Here is a 16,320-nt window from a genome sequence, read left to right on the forward strand (position 1 = left end):
GCTCGGCGGCGGCGCGGGCGCTGTGTTCCGCGCTGGCACCGCTTCTTGGCCGCGGCGGTGGCTGCTGCTCGGCGGCGCGGCCGCTGTCGCCGCCTCGGTCGCGGCCGCGTTGGCGCTGCTGCCGGGCGGCGACCCGGCGCCGACATCACCCTCGGACGTCTTCACCGGCCTGCCGGCCCACCAGAACCCGTCGGGCGGGGCGTCGCCGTCACCCGGCGCGGCCGGCGCGGTCCGGGGCGAGCTGATGGTCGACGTGCCGCGCCCACCGGCCGCGACCGGCGAGGCCGCCGAGGAGGCCGGCCCCGGCAGGATCGGCCGCCCCCTGGTGCTGCACCTCAGCGTGGACCGGCTGCCGTCACCGTCCTTCGGCGTCACCTACCAGCAACTCGTCCGCGAACGCCAGGAATCCCTCACCTTCCACGGCTCCACCGGCGCCGGCGACCGGCTCACCGGCACCACCGACCAGCTCACCCGCACCACCGACCGGCTCGCGGGCACCACCGTCCGGGTCGGCGTCACCACCCAGGGCTGGGAGCCGCAGATCGGCGCACCCACCCCGGTCACCGTCGCCGGCCGGCCCGCCGTGCTGACCTCCTCCGGCGGCACCACCGTCATCCGCTGGCAGGACGCCGACGGGCTGTGGCTGCAAGTCGTCACCACGCTCGACGAGCCGCGCGCCCTGGTGTTCGCCACCGGGGTGCGCCTCGACCGCGCGTACCGCTGCGTCGTGCCCTACCGGCTCACCAACCTCCCCGACGGCATGCACGCGGACCGCTGCACGATGACGTTCCTCGCCGGCGAGACGCACACCATCCTCGACCTCACCGACGGCACATCCGACCTCAGGCTGACCAGCGTCCCGCCGCAGGCGCCGGCCCGGCTGCCCGCCATGGACACCACGATCGGCGGCCACCCGGCCCGCCTCTCCGAGCGCACCGCCGACGGCCGGCGGATCCTCGAGGTCACCGTCGACGAGGGCGCGGGGGTGCTGCGGGCGACCGCGTCCGGCGCCTACGACGCCGGCGTGGTGCGCTGGATCCTGGACGACTGCGTCTGGACCGGCGGCAACACCGTTGCGGCGTGGCCCGCCAGCCCGCTGCCCTGAGCAGGACGACCGCCGCCGCCACTACGATGCGATCATGGCGCTCCTGCACCGGGCGGACCTGACGCCCACCAAACTCGAACTGCTCAACGCGTGGCTGCCCACCCGCTCCTGGTACGCCGGCCCCGCCGCCCCCGACGTCGCGAAGGTCGGCGCGTTCCGCTTCGACGACCCCGCCGGCGAGGTCGGCATCGAGACGATCCTCGTCCGTGCCGGCGACGGACCGGTCCTGCAGGTCCCGCTCACCTACCGCGGCGCACCGCTCGACGGCGCCGACCGCTGGCTGGTCGGCATCACCGAGCACTCGGTCCTCGGCACTAGGTGGGTGTACGACGCGACCGGCGACCCCGTCTACGCCGCCGCCCTCGCCCGCATCATCCTGACCGCCGAACCCCAGGCCGCCGAGGAGTTCGAGGTCGACGGCGTCCGCCAGGCCCGCCCGAGCGACGTCCAGGCCAACGGCAGCGGCCACGCCGGCGCCGCAGCCCCCGACGCCACCGACATCCTCCACGTGGAGGACGCCGACCCGACCCGCATCGCAACAAGCTCCCACGAACTCACCGTGCTCAGGGTCCTCAAGGACGACGCCCCGACCCCTCCCGGCGCCCCGACCCTCACCGCCGCCTGGGGCGACGTCACGACCCCACGCCTCCTCGCGTACGCCACCGCCAGATAGCCCCTCACCGCCGCCCGTCGCGGCGCGGGTTGCTCTGACCGGCTCGCCCGGTCGTGGGAGTGCGGGTGATCCGACCTCCGAGGCGACGCGGAGGGCGGCGTCCGCGATGCAGGTGTCCTGCACGACCCGCTCACCAGGGTGCGGGTGATGACCGGCCGGCGTGGATGCGAAGCACGCGCGGCGTCACCCGTTCGTCCCGGCGCGGGGCGGGCCACCCGTTCATTCTGGGCGCGGGTGGTTGCCGGCCCGTGGCGGCGCCGTTGTGGGGGATGCTGTCAGGGTGACCGACCTTCGAGTGCTCCGCGGTGGCTCCGGCACCCCGGCGATCCTGCTCCTGCACGGCCTCGGCGCCACCGCCGACGTGTGGGGCGACCTGACCGCCCTCCTCGACACGGCGTGGGTGGCGCCCGACCTGCCGGGACACGGCGGCTCGGGGTGGCTGGAGGAGTACACCTTCGCCGGGGTCGCGGACGCCGTCGCCGGGCTGGTCGACCCGGACGGGACCGTCGTCGTCGGGCACTCGTTCGGCGGGGTGATCGGCCTGCACCTCGCCGACCTGCCCGGGGTGCGGGCGGTCGTCGGGCTCGGCATCAAGGTCGCCTGGACCGCCGAGGAGCTCGCCCGCGCCGCGGCGCTCGCCAGGAAGCCGCCGATCATCCACCCGACCCGCGAGGAGGCCGCAACTCGCTTCCAGCGCGTCGCCGGGCTCGTCGGACTCAAGGATGACGCGCCGGACGCCGCCGTGACCCGTGACGGAGAGGGCTGGCGGAGCACGCACGACCCGCGGACGTTCGCGGTCGGCGAGCCCGGGGTCGCCGCCCTCCTCGCCGCCGCGCGCGTCCCGGTCGTCCTCGCCCGGGGTGAGCACGACCAGATGGTGAGCCACGAGCAGCTCGCGGCGCTCGTCCCGGAGCCGGTCGACCTTCCCGGTCTCGGTCACAACGCCCACGTCGAGGACCCCGCCGCGCTCCTGCCCGTCCTCGCCGTCCCGCGCTGACGTGGACCACCCGCCGGATCGGTGATCTACGATCGGTCCGGTGCGGATCATGACGTGGAACGTGTGGTGGCGGTTCGGCGACTGGCGGGCCCGGCACGAGGCGATCCTCGCCACCCTCCGGTCCGAGCAGCCCGACGTGTGCTGCCTGCAGGAGGCCTGGGCGGTCCGCGGTGGCGAGCACCAGGTCGAGCTGCTGGCGCGGGAGCTCGGCATGCACTGGGCGTTCAGCGGCTCGCCGATGCCGGGGCGGTGGCACGACCGGATCGGCGACACCACCGTCGATGTCGGCAACGCGGTGCTGAGCCGGTGGCCGATCGGTGCGACCGCGATCGGGGACCTCGGCGGCGAGGGCCGGACGGTGCTGCACGCCCGCATCGACGCTCCCGACGGTCCGGTGCCGGTGTTCACCACCCACCTGGACTCGCCGCCCGGCGGCTCCGCGGCCCGGTGCGCGCAGGTCGAGCGGCTGGTGCCGTTCGTGGCCGAGCACCGCGTCCCGGAGCACCCGCCGGTGCTCACCGGGGACTTCAACGCCGAACCCGAGTCCGACGAGATGCGGCGCGTGGGCGGACACCTCACCGCGCCGGCAGTGCCGGGCCTGGTGCTGGTCGACGCGTGGCGGTACCACGGCCGCAACGACCCAGGGTGGACCTGGGACCGCCGCAACCCGCACGTCACTTGCCACGCGACGCCGAACGCCCGGATCGACTACGTCCTGGTGGGCCTGCAAGGCCCGGGCCGTGGGTCTGTCGAGGGCGTCCACCTGGCGGGCACCGTCCCCCATGACGGCGTCTGGCCGTCGGACCACTTCGCCGTCGTCGCCGACCTGCGCTGATGCGGGCGACGCCAGGATCAGCGTCGCCCGCACCGTCGGCGTCGACCCGGAACGCGGCCGGCTGGGCGCACCGGCCTGCGCGCCGCCGCCGCTGACCGGTCGGCTACGAGACCACCGACCGCGCGGCGACGGAGACGGCGGCCTCGGCGAACGCGCGGATGACCGGGTGGCAGCGGGAGCCGTCGCCGGCCAGTTCGGGCTGGAACAGGGTGCCCATCATGAACGGGTGGCCGGCCAGCTCCGCGACCCGCACCTGGCCCTCGTCGTCGAAGCCGGTGAAGCGCAGCCCGTGCCTGGTCAGCTCCGGCAGGAAGGCGTGGTCCAGCCCGTACCCGCAGTGGTACCGCTCGATCGAACGCTCAACCCCGAAGATGCGCTCGGCGAGCGAGCCGGGGGTCAGGTTGACCGCGCCCTCGTGGCCGACGAGCGAGCAGGCGAGGGGGACGATCAGCTGCAAGCCGGCGTCGGGCTCGGACTCGCCGTGCCGGGCGTCGGCGATGCCGCAGACCGTGCGGGCGAACTCCAGCAGCAGGTGCTGAAAGCCGCCGCACGTGCCGAGGAACGCGATGCCGTGCTCCCGGGCGGCCCGCACGGCGTGCAGGGCGCCCTCCTCGCTGAGATACGGGCTGCCCGGTAGCAGCCAGACGCCGTCGAACCCGGCGAGGTCGGTCGCCGCGGCGTCGGGTGTCGGGATCCAGTACGCGTCGACGCCGATGCCGTGCTGCGCGCGGAGGACGTCGAGCAGCCCCGGAATCCGGGAGTGGGAACGGACGTGCAGGGAACGGTCGCCCACCAGGGCGATGCGGGCGGTGCGGGTCTCGGTCATGCGTCCACTGTCCCGTGACCGGTGTACATCAGTCCAACAACTGATTCGCGTAGCAGGATAAGCAATACTGATGGCGTGGATCCGCACCTGCTGCGCACGTTCGTCGCGGTCGCGAGCGCCGGGTCGTTCTCCGCCGCGGCGCAGGAGCTGGGCTACACGCAGTCCGCCGTGTCGCAACAGATCGCCGCGCTCGAGTCCGACCTGGGTACCACCCTGCTGCACCGGCGACCGGTCGCCCCGACCGACGCGGGCGCGCGGCTGCTCGAGCACGCCGGCCCGATCCTGCTTCGGTTGAGCGCAGCCCGCGCCGACGTGATCCGCCTGTCGGGCCAGCCCGCCGCGACGGTCGTGCTCGGCGCCACGCCGTTCGCCGGCAGCGCGCGGGCCGCCGCGGTCCTCGCCGAGGTGCAGCGGGCCATGCCCCGCGTGCGGTTCACGCTGCTGCTGGCCGGCCGCGACGCCGTGGCCACCGGCGTCGCCACCGGGACGCTCGACGTCGGACTCGTCGACGGCGTGACAGCACCCAGCGACCCGTTGCCGCTGCCCGACGCAGGGCAGTTGGCGGCGTCGGTACTGGCGGAGTCCGCCGCCCTGGTCGCGTTCCCCACCGGTCACCCGCTCGCCGGCCGAGCATCCGTCGGCCTCGCCGACCTGTCCGACGCGACGTGGATCGACGCGCCCGACGTCGCCACGCCACTGCCGCAGCTGCGGGCGCTGGCGCACAGCGGCGGGTTTCGTGAACGGTTCACCTACCAGGGCACCGACACCGGCGGGCTGCTCGCGCTCGTGGCCGCGGGCGCGGGCCTGGCGCTGCTGCCCGGCCCGCTGACCCACCCGGGCGTCGCCGGCGTCCCGGTGACAAGGCCGCGACTCGTGCACCGCACGGAGCTCGTCCACGGCTCGCTCACCCCACCGGCCCGCGCCCTCGCCGAGGCGCTGCGACCCTGACCTGTCCCGCCGCGTGGACGCTGGTCGCGTCGCGCCGGCTGCTTGTCGTCGCATGGCCATTGGGTCGTCGACGGCTCGTTCACCTCGCGGGCCTGCGTCCTCGCTGAGGCGCTGCGATTCCTGGCTCGTTCCGCCGTGTGGACGCTGGTCCTTGCCGCGCCGGCTGCTTATTCGTCGCATGGCCATTGGGTCGTCGACGGCTCGTTCACCTCGCGGGCCTGCGTCCTCGCTGAGGCGCTGCGATTCCTGGCTCGTTCCGCCGTGTGGACGCTGGTCCTCGTCGCGCCGGCTGCTTATTCGTCGCATGGCCATTGGGTCGTCGACGGCTCGTTCCGCCGGCCCGCGCCCGCGTCCTCGTCGGGGCTCCGCCGAGGCTCTGCGAGCCTGACTCGTTCCGCGCTCGTTTCGCCCGTGTGGACCCCGGTCCTTGCCGCGCCGGCCATGTTCGTCGCATGGCCATCGGATCGTCGACGGCTCGTTGACCTCGCGGGCCTGCGTCCTCGCTGAGGCGCTGCGATCCCTGACTCGTTCCGCCGCATGGACGCCGGTCCTCATCGTGCCGGCCGCTCATCCGCCGCATGGCCGTCATTGCATCGGGCTTGCGGTCGCTGCGCCAGTGGGTCGAGATGATTGTCGTGTCGGGCTTGCCGCCGTCGGACGGGTGTCGGTCGTCGTTGCACCGGGCTTGTGGTCGCTGCGCCGGTGGGTCGAGATGATTGTCGTGTCGGGCTCGTGGCCGTCGGACGGGTGTCGGTCGTCGTTGCATCAGGCTTGCGGTCGCTGCGCAGGTTGGTCCAGACCGTTGGCGCTGCGGGGGCCGTTCAGTGACGCACGGGGCACCGGAAACCGCAAGGTCAGGCCGTCGTTGCGCGGTACACGCGCCGATGCCGCGAAGGGGGTCAGTCGTCGCCGGCGACGGTGAGGTGGGGTTCGGGGCCGGCGCAGGTCACCTCGGCGCGCACGTCGCCGCCGCCGCTGCGCGCCTTGAACCGCAGCGACGCGACCGCCGCCGGTCCCCGCTGCACGTGGTCGGTCTCGAAGCCCGAGTTGGGTGTCCACGACCGCAGTGTGACCAGCCCCACGTCGCACACCGCGACGATCGTCCCGGCCGAGGTCGTCAGGGCCCGAACGACCCCGCTCCCGGCCGCGGTCGGGGCCGCCGACTGGCCCGGCGTCCCGTCCGGCGTGACGGGTGGTGTGGCCGGTGACGCGGCCGGGCCCGTCGTGGCGCCGGCCAGCAGCGCGTCGACCTTGGCCTCGCTGTACGGGGTGTCCGACGTGCCGAAGATGCCCTGCCGCATCGATCCGACGGCGCCGGTCGCCACGGCGGTCGCAACGGCCACGGTCGCCAGCCACGCGCTGCCCGCGAGGGCCCACCGGCGGTGCAACGTCGTCCACATGCACACCACTATCCACCGCCGATGGCTAAGGCATGGTTAACCTCTGGCTATGGCGAAGGTGCTGCTCGTGGAGGACGACGGGACCATCCGCAGTGGCGTCGTGCGCGCGCTGACCGAGCGGGGGCACGTCGTCGTGCCCGCCGCGACCGCGATGGACGGGCTCAAGCTCGCCGTCGCGGAGGCGCCGGACGTCGTCCTGCTGGACCTCGGCCTGCCCGACCTCGACGGCCGGGAGGTGCTGCGGATGCTGCGGGCGGTGAGCCGCGTGCCGATCATCGTGGTCACCGCCAGGCGCACCGAGGGCGAGATGGTCCGCGCCCTGGACGCCGGCGCCGACGACTACGTCGTGAAGCCGTACGGGGCCGAACAGATCGACGCCCGGATCCGCGCCGTGCTGCGCCGCGCCGACGGCGGACCGTCCGCACCCGAACGGGATCCCGCGCTCGACGTCGACGGGGTGCGCATCGACCCGCGGGCCAGGACCGCGACGCTCGACGGCGCGCCGCTGGACCTCACCCCGCGCGAGTTCGACCTGCTGTACCACCTGATGACCCGCGCCGGCGAGGTCGTCGGCAAACGCGAGCTGCTCACCGAGGTGTGGCAGGTGCCGTACACGACGGCCGACAAGACCGTCGACGTCCACCTGTCGTGGCTGCGCCGCAAGCTGGGGGAGACCGCCCAGGAGCCGCGCCGCCTGCACACCGTCCGCCGCGTCGGCGTCAAGTTCGGGCTGCAGCGGTGAGGTGGCGCCTGGCGCTGCTCGTCGCGGCCGCGATGACGCTGGTGCTGCTCGCGTTCCTGGTCCCGCTCGCGCTGCTGCTGCGCGGCGTCGCCGCGGACCGGGCCGTCTCGGTCGCCATGACGCAGGCGCAGTCCGTGGGCATCCTCGTGGCCACCGCCGACCCGCAGTCGCTGCGCCTCGCCGTCGAGCAGCTCAACGCCGACCCTTCGCGGCCGGTCAGCGTGTACCAGCCGGACGGCGCAGTCGTGGGCCCGTTCACCGACCGGACCCCGGCGGTGCGGCTCGCCGCCCGGACCGGCAGCTTCTCCGTCGAACACGCCGACGGTCGCGAGGTCCTCGTCGCCGTCCAGGGGCTCCCGCAGGGCACCGCGGTCATCCGGGTGTTCGTCCCGCTGGCCGAGCTGCGCCAGGGCGTGACCCGCGCGTGGCTGGTCCTCGCGCTGCTCGGCGCCGGCCTGCTCGCCGTCGGCGTCGCCGTCGCGGACCGCCTCGCCGTCATGGTCGTGCGCCCGATCCGTTCCCTGGCCGCGGTGTCCGACGCGCTCGCCGGCGGCGACCTCGACCGCCGGGCGCCGGCGTCGTCGGGGCCGCCGGAGGTCCGCGCGGTCGCCACCGCCCTCAACCACCTCGCCGCCCGCATCCGCCACCTCCTGCAGTCCGAACGCGAGCGCGTCGCGGACCTCTCGCACCGCATGCGGACCCCGATGACCGCCCTGCGCCTGGACGCCGAGGGCCTGCGCGACCCCGCCGACGCCGACCGCATCCTCGCCCACGTGGCCGCCCTGGACCGGGCCGTCACCACCGTCATCGAGGACGCCCGCCGCGAGCGTGACGTGCCGTCCTGCGACGCGACCGCGGTCGTCGCCGAACGGGTCCGCTTCTGGACCGTGCTCGCCGAGGACCAGGGCCGCCCGGTCGAGACGGACCTGCCGGCCGGCCCGCTGCCCGTCGCGGTCTCCGCCACGGAGCTGGCGGCGTGCGTCGACGCCTTGCTGGGCAACGTCTTCGCCCACACGGAGGAGGGGGTGGCCCTGGCGGTCACGCTGGACGCCCGCCGCGTCCTCACCGTCCAGGACGCCGGCGCCGGCTTCGACCCGTCCGCGGGCGCCCGTGGCGTCAGCAACGCGGGGTCCACCGGTCTCGGTCTGGACATCGCCCGCCGTACCGCGGAAACCGCCGGCGGAACGCTCACCGTCGACCGCTCACCCCTCGGCGGCGCACGGGTCACGGTGACGCTGGGGGCGTTAACCGAACCTTAGGGTTGCCACAGGCCCCCGCTATCGCGGCGCCCGGCACCGTGGTCAGTGCAAGCACAGCACAACCACGGAGGTGCACGACATGCGCAAGCTCATCATCATCGCCGCGACCGTCACGACGGCCCTCGCCATCGGCGGCACGGCCCTGGCCGCGTCAGGCCCGTCGAACGACGGCCGTCCCGCCCGGGTTTCGGCGTCGCCGTCGACCGACGACAGTGCCTGGCCGTCCCCGTCGATGTCCAGCGACGACCCGACCGCCTCCCCGTCGGCGTCGATGGACGACCACGGCCACCACCCGTCCGCCTCGGCCTCCCCGTCCGCCGACGACCACGGCGGCAACCGCACCACCGGCTCCGGCAACTCGGGCAGCGGCTCCGGAAACAGCGGCAGCGGCAGCGGCGGCTCGGGCAGCGGCCACCGCGGCGGTGGCTCGGACGACGGCCCGGGCCACGACGTCGGCGACGACCACGGCAGCGGTGGCCACGGCTCGGACGACGGTGCGGGCCACGACGCCGGCGACGACCACGGCGGCGGCGGGCACGGCTCGGACGACGGTGCGGGCCACGACGCCGGCGACGACCACGGCGGCCGCCGCTGACCCACCCGGCCACACCCCGTCGGCGCCGCTCACAGTCAGCGGCGCCGGCGGCCGCGGTGCAGGCGTGCCGCACCGGCCGGGGTCGGTCGGTGGGCTCGCTCATGAGAGGGCGGCTTGCCGCCACGTCCCACATCGCAGGACGGCGTCGGCTCGTGTACGCCGCGATTGGCGATCTCCGCACATGGGTTGCGGCGGTGCGGCGGGGAGTCATCCCAGAGAACGGGACGGAACGGCGGGCGAGGGTGGGGGAAGGGCGGCGCGGTGTTGGCTTCGCGGGGGATGGTTGCGATCATGGTCCGGTGACCCTGCTCGATGACGACACGCTCGCCGGCTCGTCAGTGGTGGCCAACTCCGCGATGAACCGCGGGCGCGGGCTCGCCGGGGTCGACAGCTACGACCGCGAGCTGGGGTTCAACCCGGTCGATGCCCTCCTGCCGCTGGTGTCGGTCACCGGGACCGCGGACACCGTCGCGTGGCTCGACCTGTGCTGCGGCACGGGGCGGGCGTTGGTCGAGGCGGCCGCCAGGCTGGACGCCGCCGGTGTCGGGGAGCGGGTCCTCGTCCACGGGGTGGACCTGGTGGACATGTTCGACCCGGCGCCGGACGTGCCGTGGCTGCGGCTGACCACCGCGTCGGTGGCCGACTGGAAGCCCGACCGGCGGTACGACCTCATCACCAGCGTGCACGGCCTGCACTACGTGGGCGACAAGCTCGGCCTCCTGGCGAAGGCGGCGGGCTGGCTGACCGGCGGTGGCCGGCTCGTCGCGGACATCGACCTGGACAGCGTGCGGCTCGAGGACGGCCGGCCCGCCGGGCGGCGGCTCGCCACGCACCTGCGGGACGCGGGGTTCAACTACGACGGCCGCCGCCGCAGGATCGGCCGGGACGACCGTGGTGACGTCGCGCTGCCGTATGAGTACCTCGGGGCCGACGACACGGCGGGTGCCAACTACACCGGCCAGCCGGCGGTCGACTCCTACTACCGTCGGGTGTCCTGACCGCCGACCTGCAAGTGACTTGCGAGCACGGCGAGGTGGGTCTCCCGGGCGGCGGTGTGCCGCTGCAGACCCTCGCTGGTGAGCGTCACGAAGACGCCCCGCCGGTCGGCCTCGCACAGCGCGCGCGACACCAGGCCGCTCTTCTCCAGCCGCGCGACCGCCCGTGACAGGGCGCTCTGGCTGAGGTACATGTCGGCGGCGAGGTCCTGCATGCGGCGCTTCTCACACTGCTGCGCGACGAGCCGGTCGAGGATCTCGAACTCGCTCATGCTCAGCCCGTGCGTCTCCTGCAGGGCGCGCTCCAGATGGCTCGCGACCTCGTTGTAGCTGGTCAGCAGCGAGCGCCAGTGCTCGATCAGCGCAGCCTGCGACGTCATGCCGCGCATCCTACTCCGGTACCACATCCCGATGCACCCACATTAAATGCAGTCGCAATTAGTGCGTGGACATTGAATGCGCATGCATCTAGTGTCCGTGCCGTGACTACGACACTCCCGGCCCCAGGCACGACCATCGCGCCGGAGCCCCACGCGACGATGACCCCGCGGCTCTGGGGGATCCTCGCGGTGCTCTGCGCCGTGCTGTTCCTCGACGCCCTCGACGTGTCGATGGTGGGCGTCGCGCTGCCGTCCATCGGCGCCGAGCTCGGCCTGTCGACCACCTCGCTGCAATGGATCGTCAACGGGTACGTCCTCGGCTACGGCGGCCTGCTCCTGCTCGGCGGGCGGACCGCCGACCTGCTCGGCCGGCGTCGCGTGTTCCTCGTCGCGCTCGGCGTCTTCGCGATCGCGTCCCTCGTCGGCGGCCTCGTCGACGACGGCACGCTGCTCATCGCCACCCGCTTCGTGAAGGGCCTCGCCGCCGCGTTCACCGCGCCGACCGCCCTGTCGATCCTCACCACCACGTTCCACGAGGGGCCGGCCCGCAACCGTGCGCTGTCGGTCTTCTCGGTCTTCGGCGCCAGCGGGTACAGCTCCGGGCTGATCCTCGGCGGGCTGCTGACCAGCGTCGGCTGGCGGTGGACGTTCCTCATCCCGGTGCCGCTCGCCATCGCCGCGCTGGTCGCGGGCCACTTCCTCATCCCCAGGGATGACCGGGCCCACGGCGGCGGGCACGACCTTGCGGGCGCGGCCACCCTCGTCGGCGGCATGCTCCTGGCGGTCTACACCGTCGTGTCCGCGCCCGACCGCGGCTGGCTCGACCCGGTGACGCTCGCCTCCGCCGTCGTCGCCGTGGCCCTGCTGGCCGGGTTCGTGCTCATCGAGCGGCGCGTCGCGCACCCGCTCATCCGCCTCGGCATCCTGCGGGTCGGCTCGATCGTGCGCGCCAACGTGAGCATGGTGGCGCTCTTCGGGTCCTACCTGAGCTTCCAGTTCATGATGACGCTGTACCTGCAGAGCGTCCTGCACTGGTCGCCGCTGCGGATGGCGCTCGCACTGCTGCCGGCGGGCCTGCTGGTCGCGTTCGGCTCGCCCTTCGTCGGCCGGCTCATCGACCGCTACGGCACCCCGCGCCTCATCGTCGCCTCGATGTTGTCGATGAGCCTGGGCTACGGCTGGTTCCTGCTCACCGCCGGCAGCGCGCCGCACTACCTGCTCGCGATCCTGCCGGCGATGCTGCTGCTGGGCGGCGGTTTCGCGTTCGGGTTCAGCTCGATCATGGCCCAGGCGACCGAGGGCATCGCCGACGAGGAGCAGGGGCTCGCCTCAGGACTGGTGCAGAGTTCCGGCCAGGTCGGCGCGGCCCTCATCCTTGCGGCGGTCACCGCCCTCGTCGCGACCGGCGGCGACGCGGGGGCGGGCGCCGGCGACTTCACCCAGTTCCACCCCGGCGTCAACCTCGTCACCGGCGTCGCGCTCGCCGGGCTCGCCCTGAGCCTGGTGCCGGTGCTCTCCGGGCGCCGCGGCCGGCACGCGTGATGCGACACTTGCCGCTGTGACGAAGGCATACGGCATCGGTCCGGTCGGCGGCGAGTTCGTCCGGGCCGATGCCGGCTGGCCACCGCCGCTCGTGGCGGCGTGCGGTCACGTGGCCGGATCGGCGGCGTACGAGCTCGACGCCGCGGCGCTCACCGCGGTCATCGAGAGCTCGGACCCGGATGACGTCGCCGCGCTGCGCTGGCTGGAAGGCGACCGCGTGCTCGCCGTCCTCATCGACGACCTCGCCGCCGTGCCGGCCGTCCCGGCGGACCGGGCGGCGTGGGTGGAGCAGAGCCCGCCGGGCGGGCAGGACGTCGACCCTGACGTGGCACGGCTGGCCGCGCAGCTGCTCGTGGGGCGGGTGGAGAACGCCGACGGCACGACGACGCTGTGGCGGCCCGCCGGCCCGGAGGAGCTGCGGCTCGTCGAGGCGGCCGACTGGCGGCGCTGGCCGGCGCGGCTGGCCGATCAGCCGATCTTCTACCCGGTCCTCAACGAGGAGTACGCCACGCAGATCGCCCGGGAATGGAACGTGCCGGCGTCCGGGGTCGGGCACGTGACGCGGTTCCGGGTCGAGACGGCGTTCGCCCGGCGGTACGTCAGCCGGCGTGCGGGCGGTGGGACCGTGCTCGAGCTGTGGATCCCCGCCGAGGACGTCGACGCCCTCAACGAGCATCTCGTCGGCGTGATCGAGGTCATCGGCACCTACACCGGTTGACGCCGCAAACCGCTTGCACGCGGTTCGGCGAGGGTGTGGTCTTGAGGCGTGGATGCCCAGCGGGTGCTAGCCCTGTTCGACGAGACGATCCGCCAGGAGCCCGGGGCCGGCGCCGGCTCGGTCGTGGAGCGTGAGCCCGGCATCGTGCGCGTCGTCTCCTCCAGTGACGGCTGGCACGGCATCTCCTGGTGCGACCTCGACGGCCTCGACGCCGACGCGGTCATCGCCGCGCAGATCCAGCGGTTCGGCCGGCTCGGCCAGCCGTGGGAGTGGAAGCACTACTCGCACGACCGCCCCGCCGACCTGCCCGGGCGGCTCCTCGCCGCCGGGTTCGAGCCCGGCCCCGTCGAGGGCCTGCTCTTCGCCGAGGTCGCCGGCCTTCCCCTCGAGGTGACGCTGCCCGCCGGCACGCGGCTGGAGCCCGTCACGGACGCCGCCGGGGCCGACCTGGTCGTCGCGGTCCACGACGAGGTGTTCGGCGGCGACCACTCGAGCATCGGCAAGGATCTCGCCGCCCGCCTCGACGACCGTCCCGGCGAGATCGCCGCCGCCGTCGTCATGGCCGGTGACCGGCCCATCTGCGCCGGCCGGGTCGAGTTCCACGACGGCACCGGCTTCGCCAGCCTGTGGGGCGGCGGCACCGTCGCCGACTGGCGCGGCCGTGGCGTCTTCCGGGCGCTCGTCGCCCACCGCGCCGCCCTCGCCGCCGCGGCCGGCTACCGGTACCTGCAGGTCGACGCGTCCGCCGACAGCCGCCCGATCCTCCGCCGGCTCGGCTTCCAGCAACTCGCCACCACGACGCCGTTCGTCCACAACCCCTGAGCCCGACTCGGGGCGACACCGGACAGCTCAGCGACCTTCGCCCCTGGCCGCCCGCTCGTTCGGCCGCAGGCACCCGGTGCGGCCAGGCTGGATCGCCTTCGGCCTGCTGGCCGGCGCCGCCCTGCTGTTCGGCCTGGGCCTCGCCATAGTCTGACGACGAAGGCCGCGCTCAGCGAAGGCCGGGGCCGGGCCGCCGCGCCGAAGGCGGTCGCGGGGATGGCGCGCTCGATCGAGGCCGCGGGTGCGACAGGTCGCTTGGGGTGACGCGGAGCAGCGGCGGAGGCGACGCCGGGCAGTCGGTCAGGCGGTGGGTCGTACAGCGGCGATCACAGCAAGCAGGTCAGCCTGGGTGATCGGGGACGGTGGCCGGCCCTGGCGTGCCTCGTGCATGGCCTTGTCGAGCTGGGCGCGGCGCAGCGCCTCCTTGAAGTCCGCGCCGGTCAGGCCGGTCGCCGCGGCGGCCAGAGCAGGCACGTCGACGTCGTCGGCGAAGAGGCGGAAGCCGCCGACCTCGTGCCGGGCGATGAGGCGGCGCAGCAGCTTGCCGAGGATGTCGGCGCGGGCGGCGGGGCCGGGCGGCGGCACCGCCAGCTTCAGGTCGAAGCGGCCCGAGCGGATCAGCGAGGAGTCGACACGGTCGGGGAAGTTGGTGGTGGCCACGACGATGACGTTGGGGTTGTGCTCGATGAGGGTGTTCATCTCCTGCTTGAAGATGCCGGCCACCGCGTTGATCATCTGGCCGGCGGCGTCGAAAGCGGCGCCGGTGTAGCTGATGATCGAGTCGAACTCGTCGAAGAGCAGGACGGTCGGGTGGTCGAGGCGGCGGGCGTCGGCGAAAATCCGCTGGATGTTCTTCTCGGAGTTGCCGACCCACTTGTCGAGGATCTCCGGGGTGCGGATCTCGCGCAGCTCGCCGCCGATCTCGTTGGCCAGGGCGCGGGCGAGCATCGTCTTGCCGGTGCCGGGCGGGCCGTAGAGCAGGATGCCCTGCGGCCTGGTCGCGCCCCAGCGGGCCATGACCTCGGGGTGGCGGAAGGACACGGCCACGTCGCGGAACTGCGCCACGACCTCGTCGAGCCCGCCCACGTCGTCGAGACGCACGGCCTCGGAGTCGGTCAGCGAGGGCTGCTGCAACGCGGGGCTCACGGTCACGGGACCGGTCGCGCCGGTCAGCTCCATCACGGCGAACACCAGCGACGCCAGGTCAGCCGAGCGCAGCACCAGGTCGGGGCCGTCCTCGACGACGGTGACGGTCGGGTCGGGCACCGTCGTGGGGCGGTCCTTGGCGGTGCGGGCCAGGCCGACCGCGATGACCGCCCCGAGCACCGCGCCGGGCAGCCCGAGCAGCCGGAAGAGGGCCCCGCCCGTGGCGCCGCCGACGAACGCCCGGGCGAGGCCGGGCAGGTTCACGAAACCGCGGGACCAGCGGGCCGTGTACCCGTCCGGGCCGGCGGTCAGGACGACGCCGCGGTCCGGCAGGTCGTGCCCGATCGGGCCGTCGGTGATCAGGTGCGCGTCGATGATGCGCAGCGACCGGCCCGACACCTCGACGAGCTCGATCTCCGGCCGCAACTGCATTCTTCGAGTCTGCCACGCAGCCGGACAGGCGGCACCGCGACGGAGAAGGCGTGGCTTGGGCAGACAAAAAGGGGATACTGGACAGGCCTAGACATGAAACATCTCCGGAGTATGGTGCCGGAGATAGTGAGAGGGGGGCCATGCTCGCCCACTTCAACGATCTGCCGCCGGCCGCGGCGCAGGAGGCCCTGCTGGCCTGCTGCGCGTCGCCCTGCTGGGCCGCCAGGGTGGCCGCCCACCGCCCCTATCCGACATCCGCCGACCTCATCGTCACCGGCGTCGCCGAGTTCGACGCGCTGAGCTGGCCGGACCTTGCCAACGCCCTCGCCGCCCACCCCCGCATCGGCGAGCGCCCAGAGGGCGACAGCGAGGAGGCCGCCTGGTCGCGCCGCGAGCAGTCCGAAGTCCAGGGATCCGCCGAGCTCGCCGAGGCCAACCGGGTCTACGAGGAGCGCTTCGGCTACCTGTTTCTGATCTTCGCCAGCGGCAAGAGCGCGCCGGAGATCCTCGCCGAGGCCCGCGGCCGGCTCGGCAACGACGAGGAGACCGAGCGCCGGGTCGTCCGGGGCGAGCTGCGCAAGATTGTGGAGCTGCGCCTGGAACGGCTCGTGGTATGAGCTTCTCGACCCACGTGCTGGACACCTCCAGAGGGCTTCCGGTGGCCGGCGTACCGGTGTGCCTCGAAACTCCTTCGGGGCCGCGCGACGGGGTCACCGACACGGACGGCCGATGGCGGTTCGACGCGCCGCTCGAGGCGGGCCGGCACCGGTTGGTCCTGCGGACGGAGTTCGCCTCCGACTTCTTCCCCGAGGTCGCGATCGTCTTCACGGTCGCCGACGAGCGGCACCACCACGTGCCGCTCCTGCTGAGCCCGTACGGGTACTCGACCTACCGGGGGAGCTGAT

General features: G+C 73.9%; 18 protein-coding genes. 14 read left to right on the plus strand and 4 right to left on the minus strand.

Going from position 1 to position 16,320, the window contains the following annotated elements; translation table 11 throughout:
* From AB0I21_RS26890 to AB0I21_RS26905, 4 genes are all read left to right on the plus strand, one after another.
* Positions 1-1,105 (plus strand): hypothetical protein (locus AB0I21_RS26890; protein ID WP_360565181.1); only part of this gene is annotated, 1,105 nt, incomplete at its 5' end.
* Between the two features lie 34 nt (positions 1,106-1,139).
* On the plus strand, positions 1,140-1,778 hold the full coding sequence (locus AB0I21_RS26895) for a hypothetical protein (RefSeq protein WP_360565183.1): 639 nt from the start codon (positions 1,140-1,142) through the stop codon (positions 1,776-1,778).
* Positions 1,779-2,058: 280 nt separating this feature from the next.
* Complete coding sequence (locus AB0I21_RS26900) at positions 2,059-2,775, plus strand: alpha/beta hydrolase (RefSeq protein ID WP_360565185.1); 717 nt, start codon at positions 2,059-2,061, stop codon at positions 2,773-2,775.
* A gap of 49 nt (positions 2,776-2,824) precedes the next feature.
* Positions 2,825-3,610: an endonuclease/exonuclease/phosphatase family protein gene (locus AB0I21_RS26905; RefSeq protein ID WP_360565349.1), complete on the plus strand. Its 786-nt coding sequence runs from the start codon at positions 2,825-2,827 to the stop codon at positions 3,608-3,610.
* A 103-nt stretch (positions 3,611-3,713) separates the two neighbouring features.
* Here the strand turns inward: AB0I21_RS26905 and AB0I21_RS26910 are convergent, their stop codons facing one another.
* Positions 3,714-4,436, minus strand: coding sequence for a hypothetical protein (locus tag AB0I21_RS26910; RefSeq protein ID WP_360565187.1), 723 nt, complete (start codon positions 4,434-4,436; stop codon positions 3,714-3,716).
* A gap of 75 nt (positions 4,437-4,511) precedes the next feature.
* Here AB0I21_RS26910 and AB0I21_RS26915 point away from each other — a divergent pair, with 75 nt between their 5' ends.
* Entirely contained in the window at positions 4,512-5,384 is an 873-nt protein-coding gene (locus tag AB0I21_RS26915) for a LysR family transcriptional regulator (RefSeq protein ID WP_344502714.1), read from the plus strand.
* Between the two features lie 899 nt (positions 5,385-6,283).
* On the opposite strand, the gene AB0I21_RS26920 is transcribed toward AB0I21_RS26915, so the two are convergent.
* Positions 6,284-6,784: a hypothetical protein gene (locus AB0I21_RS26920; RefSeq protein WP_360565189.1), complete on the minus strand. Its 501-nt coding sequence runs from the start codon at positions 6,782-6,784 to the stop codon at positions 6,284-6,286.
* Positions 6,785-6,833: 49 nt separating this feature from the next.
* On the opposite strand from AB0I21_RS26920, the gene AB0I21_RS26925 reads away from it, so the two are divergent.
* The 4 genes from AB0I21_RS26925 to AB0I21_RS26940 all read left to right on the plus strand — a co-directional run bounded on the left by AB0I21_RS26925 (position 6,834) and on the right by AB0I21_RS26940 (position 10,378).
* Positions 6,834-7,526, plus strand: coding sequence for a response regulator transcription factor (locus AB0I21_RS26925; RefSeq protein ID WP_360565191.1), 693 nt, complete (start codon positions 6,834-6,836; stop codon positions 7,524-7,526).
* Positions 7,523-8,785, plus strand: a complete 1,263-nt coding sequence (locus AB0I21_RS26930) for a HAMP domain-containing sensor histidine kinase (protein ID WP_360565193.1) — start codon at positions 7,523-7,525, stop codon at positions 8,783-8,785. The genes AB0I21_RS26925 and AB0I21_RS26930 overlap by 4 nt, the downstream gene beginning before the upstream one ends.
* A gap of 79 nt (positions 8,786-8,864) precedes the next feature.
* Positions 8,865-9,380: a hypothetical protein gene (locus AB0I21_RS26935; protein ID WP_360565195.1), complete on the plus strand. Its 516-nt coding sequence runs from the start codon at positions 8,865-8,867 to the stop codon at positions 9,378-9,380.
* A gap of 299 nt (positions 9,381-9,679) precedes the next feature.
* Entirely contained in the window at positions 9,680-10,378 is a 699-nt protein-coding gene (locus tag AB0I21_RS26940) for a methyltransferase domain-containing protein (protein ID WP_344502708.1), read from the plus strand.
* On the opposite strand, the gene AB0I21_RS26945 is transcribed toward AB0I21_RS26940, so the two are convergent.
* On the minus strand, positions 10,360-10,755 hold the full coding sequence (locus AB0I21_RS26945; RefSeq protein WP_360565197.1) for a MarR family transcriptional regulator: 396 nt from the start codon (positions 10,753-10,755) through the stop codon (positions 10,360-10,362). The two genes, AB0I21_RS26940 and AB0I21_RS26945, sit on opposite strands and share 19 nt — an antisense overlap.
* Positions 10,756-10,857: 102 nt before the next feature.
* On the opposite strand from AB0I21_RS26945, the gene AB0I21_RS26950 reads away from it, so the two are divergent.
* The 3 genes from AB0I21_RS26950 (at position 10,858) to AB0I21_RS26960 (ending at position 13,837) form a co-directional block, all read left to right on the plus strand.
* Complete coding sequence (locus tag AB0I21_RS26950) at positions 10,858-12,297, plus strand: MFS transporter (RefSeq protein WP_360565199.1); 1,440 nt, start codon at positions 10,858-10,860, stop codon at positions 12,295-12,297.
* A 361-nt stretch (positions 12,298-12,658) separates the two neighbouring features.
* Positions 12,659-13,015 carry a hypothetical protein gene (locus AB0I21_RS26955; protein WP_360565351.1) on the plus strand — a complete coding sequence of 119 codons (357 nt, stop codon included), beginning with the start codon at positions 12,659-12,661 and terminating at the stop codon, positions 13,013-13,015.
* 48 nt (positions 13,016-13,063) lie between these two features.
* Complete coding sequence (locus tag AB0I21_RS26960; RefSeq protein ID WP_360565201.1) at positions 13,064-13,837, plus strand: GNAT family N-acetyltransferase; 774 nt, start codon at positions 13,064-13,066, stop codon at positions 13,835-13,837.
* Between the two features lie 300 nt (positions 13,838-14,137).
* On the opposite strand, the gene AB0I21_RS26965 is transcribed toward AB0I21_RS26960, so the two are convergent.
* Entirely contained in the window at positions 14,138-15,415 is a 1,278-nt protein-coding gene (locus AB0I21_RS26965) for an ATP-binding protein (protein WP_360565202.1), read from the minus strand.
* A 140-nt stretch (positions 15,416-15,555) separates the two neighbouring features.
* On the opposite strand from AB0I21_RS26965, the gene uraD reads away from it, so the two are divergent.
* Together uraD and AB0I21_RS26975 are read left to right on the plus strand one after the other, a co-directional pair.
* On the plus strand, positions 15,556-16,032 hold the full coding sequence (gene uraD / locus AB0I21_RS26970; RefSeq protein WP_360565204.1) for a 2-oxo-4-hydroxy-4-carboxy-5-ureidoimidazoline decarboxylase: 477 nt from the start codon (positions 15,556-15,558) through the stop codon (positions 16,030-16,032).
* Positions 16,029-16,319 (plus strand): hydroxyisourate hydrolase, encoded by a 291-nt coding sequence (locus AB0I21_RS26975; protein WP_360565205.1) that lies wholly within the window; start codon positions 16,029-16,031, stop codon positions 16,317-16,319. The genes uraD and AB0I21_RS26975 overlap by 4 nt, the downstream gene beginning before the upstream one ends.
* Position 16,320 lies beyond the last annotated feature (1 nt).

This window comes from Dactylosporangium sp. NPDC050588 (assembly GCF_040654975.1).
Taxonomy (GTDB): domain Bacteria; phylum Actinomycetota; class Actinomycetes; order Mycobacteriales; family Micromonosporaceae; genus Dactylosporangium; species Dactylosporangium maewongense.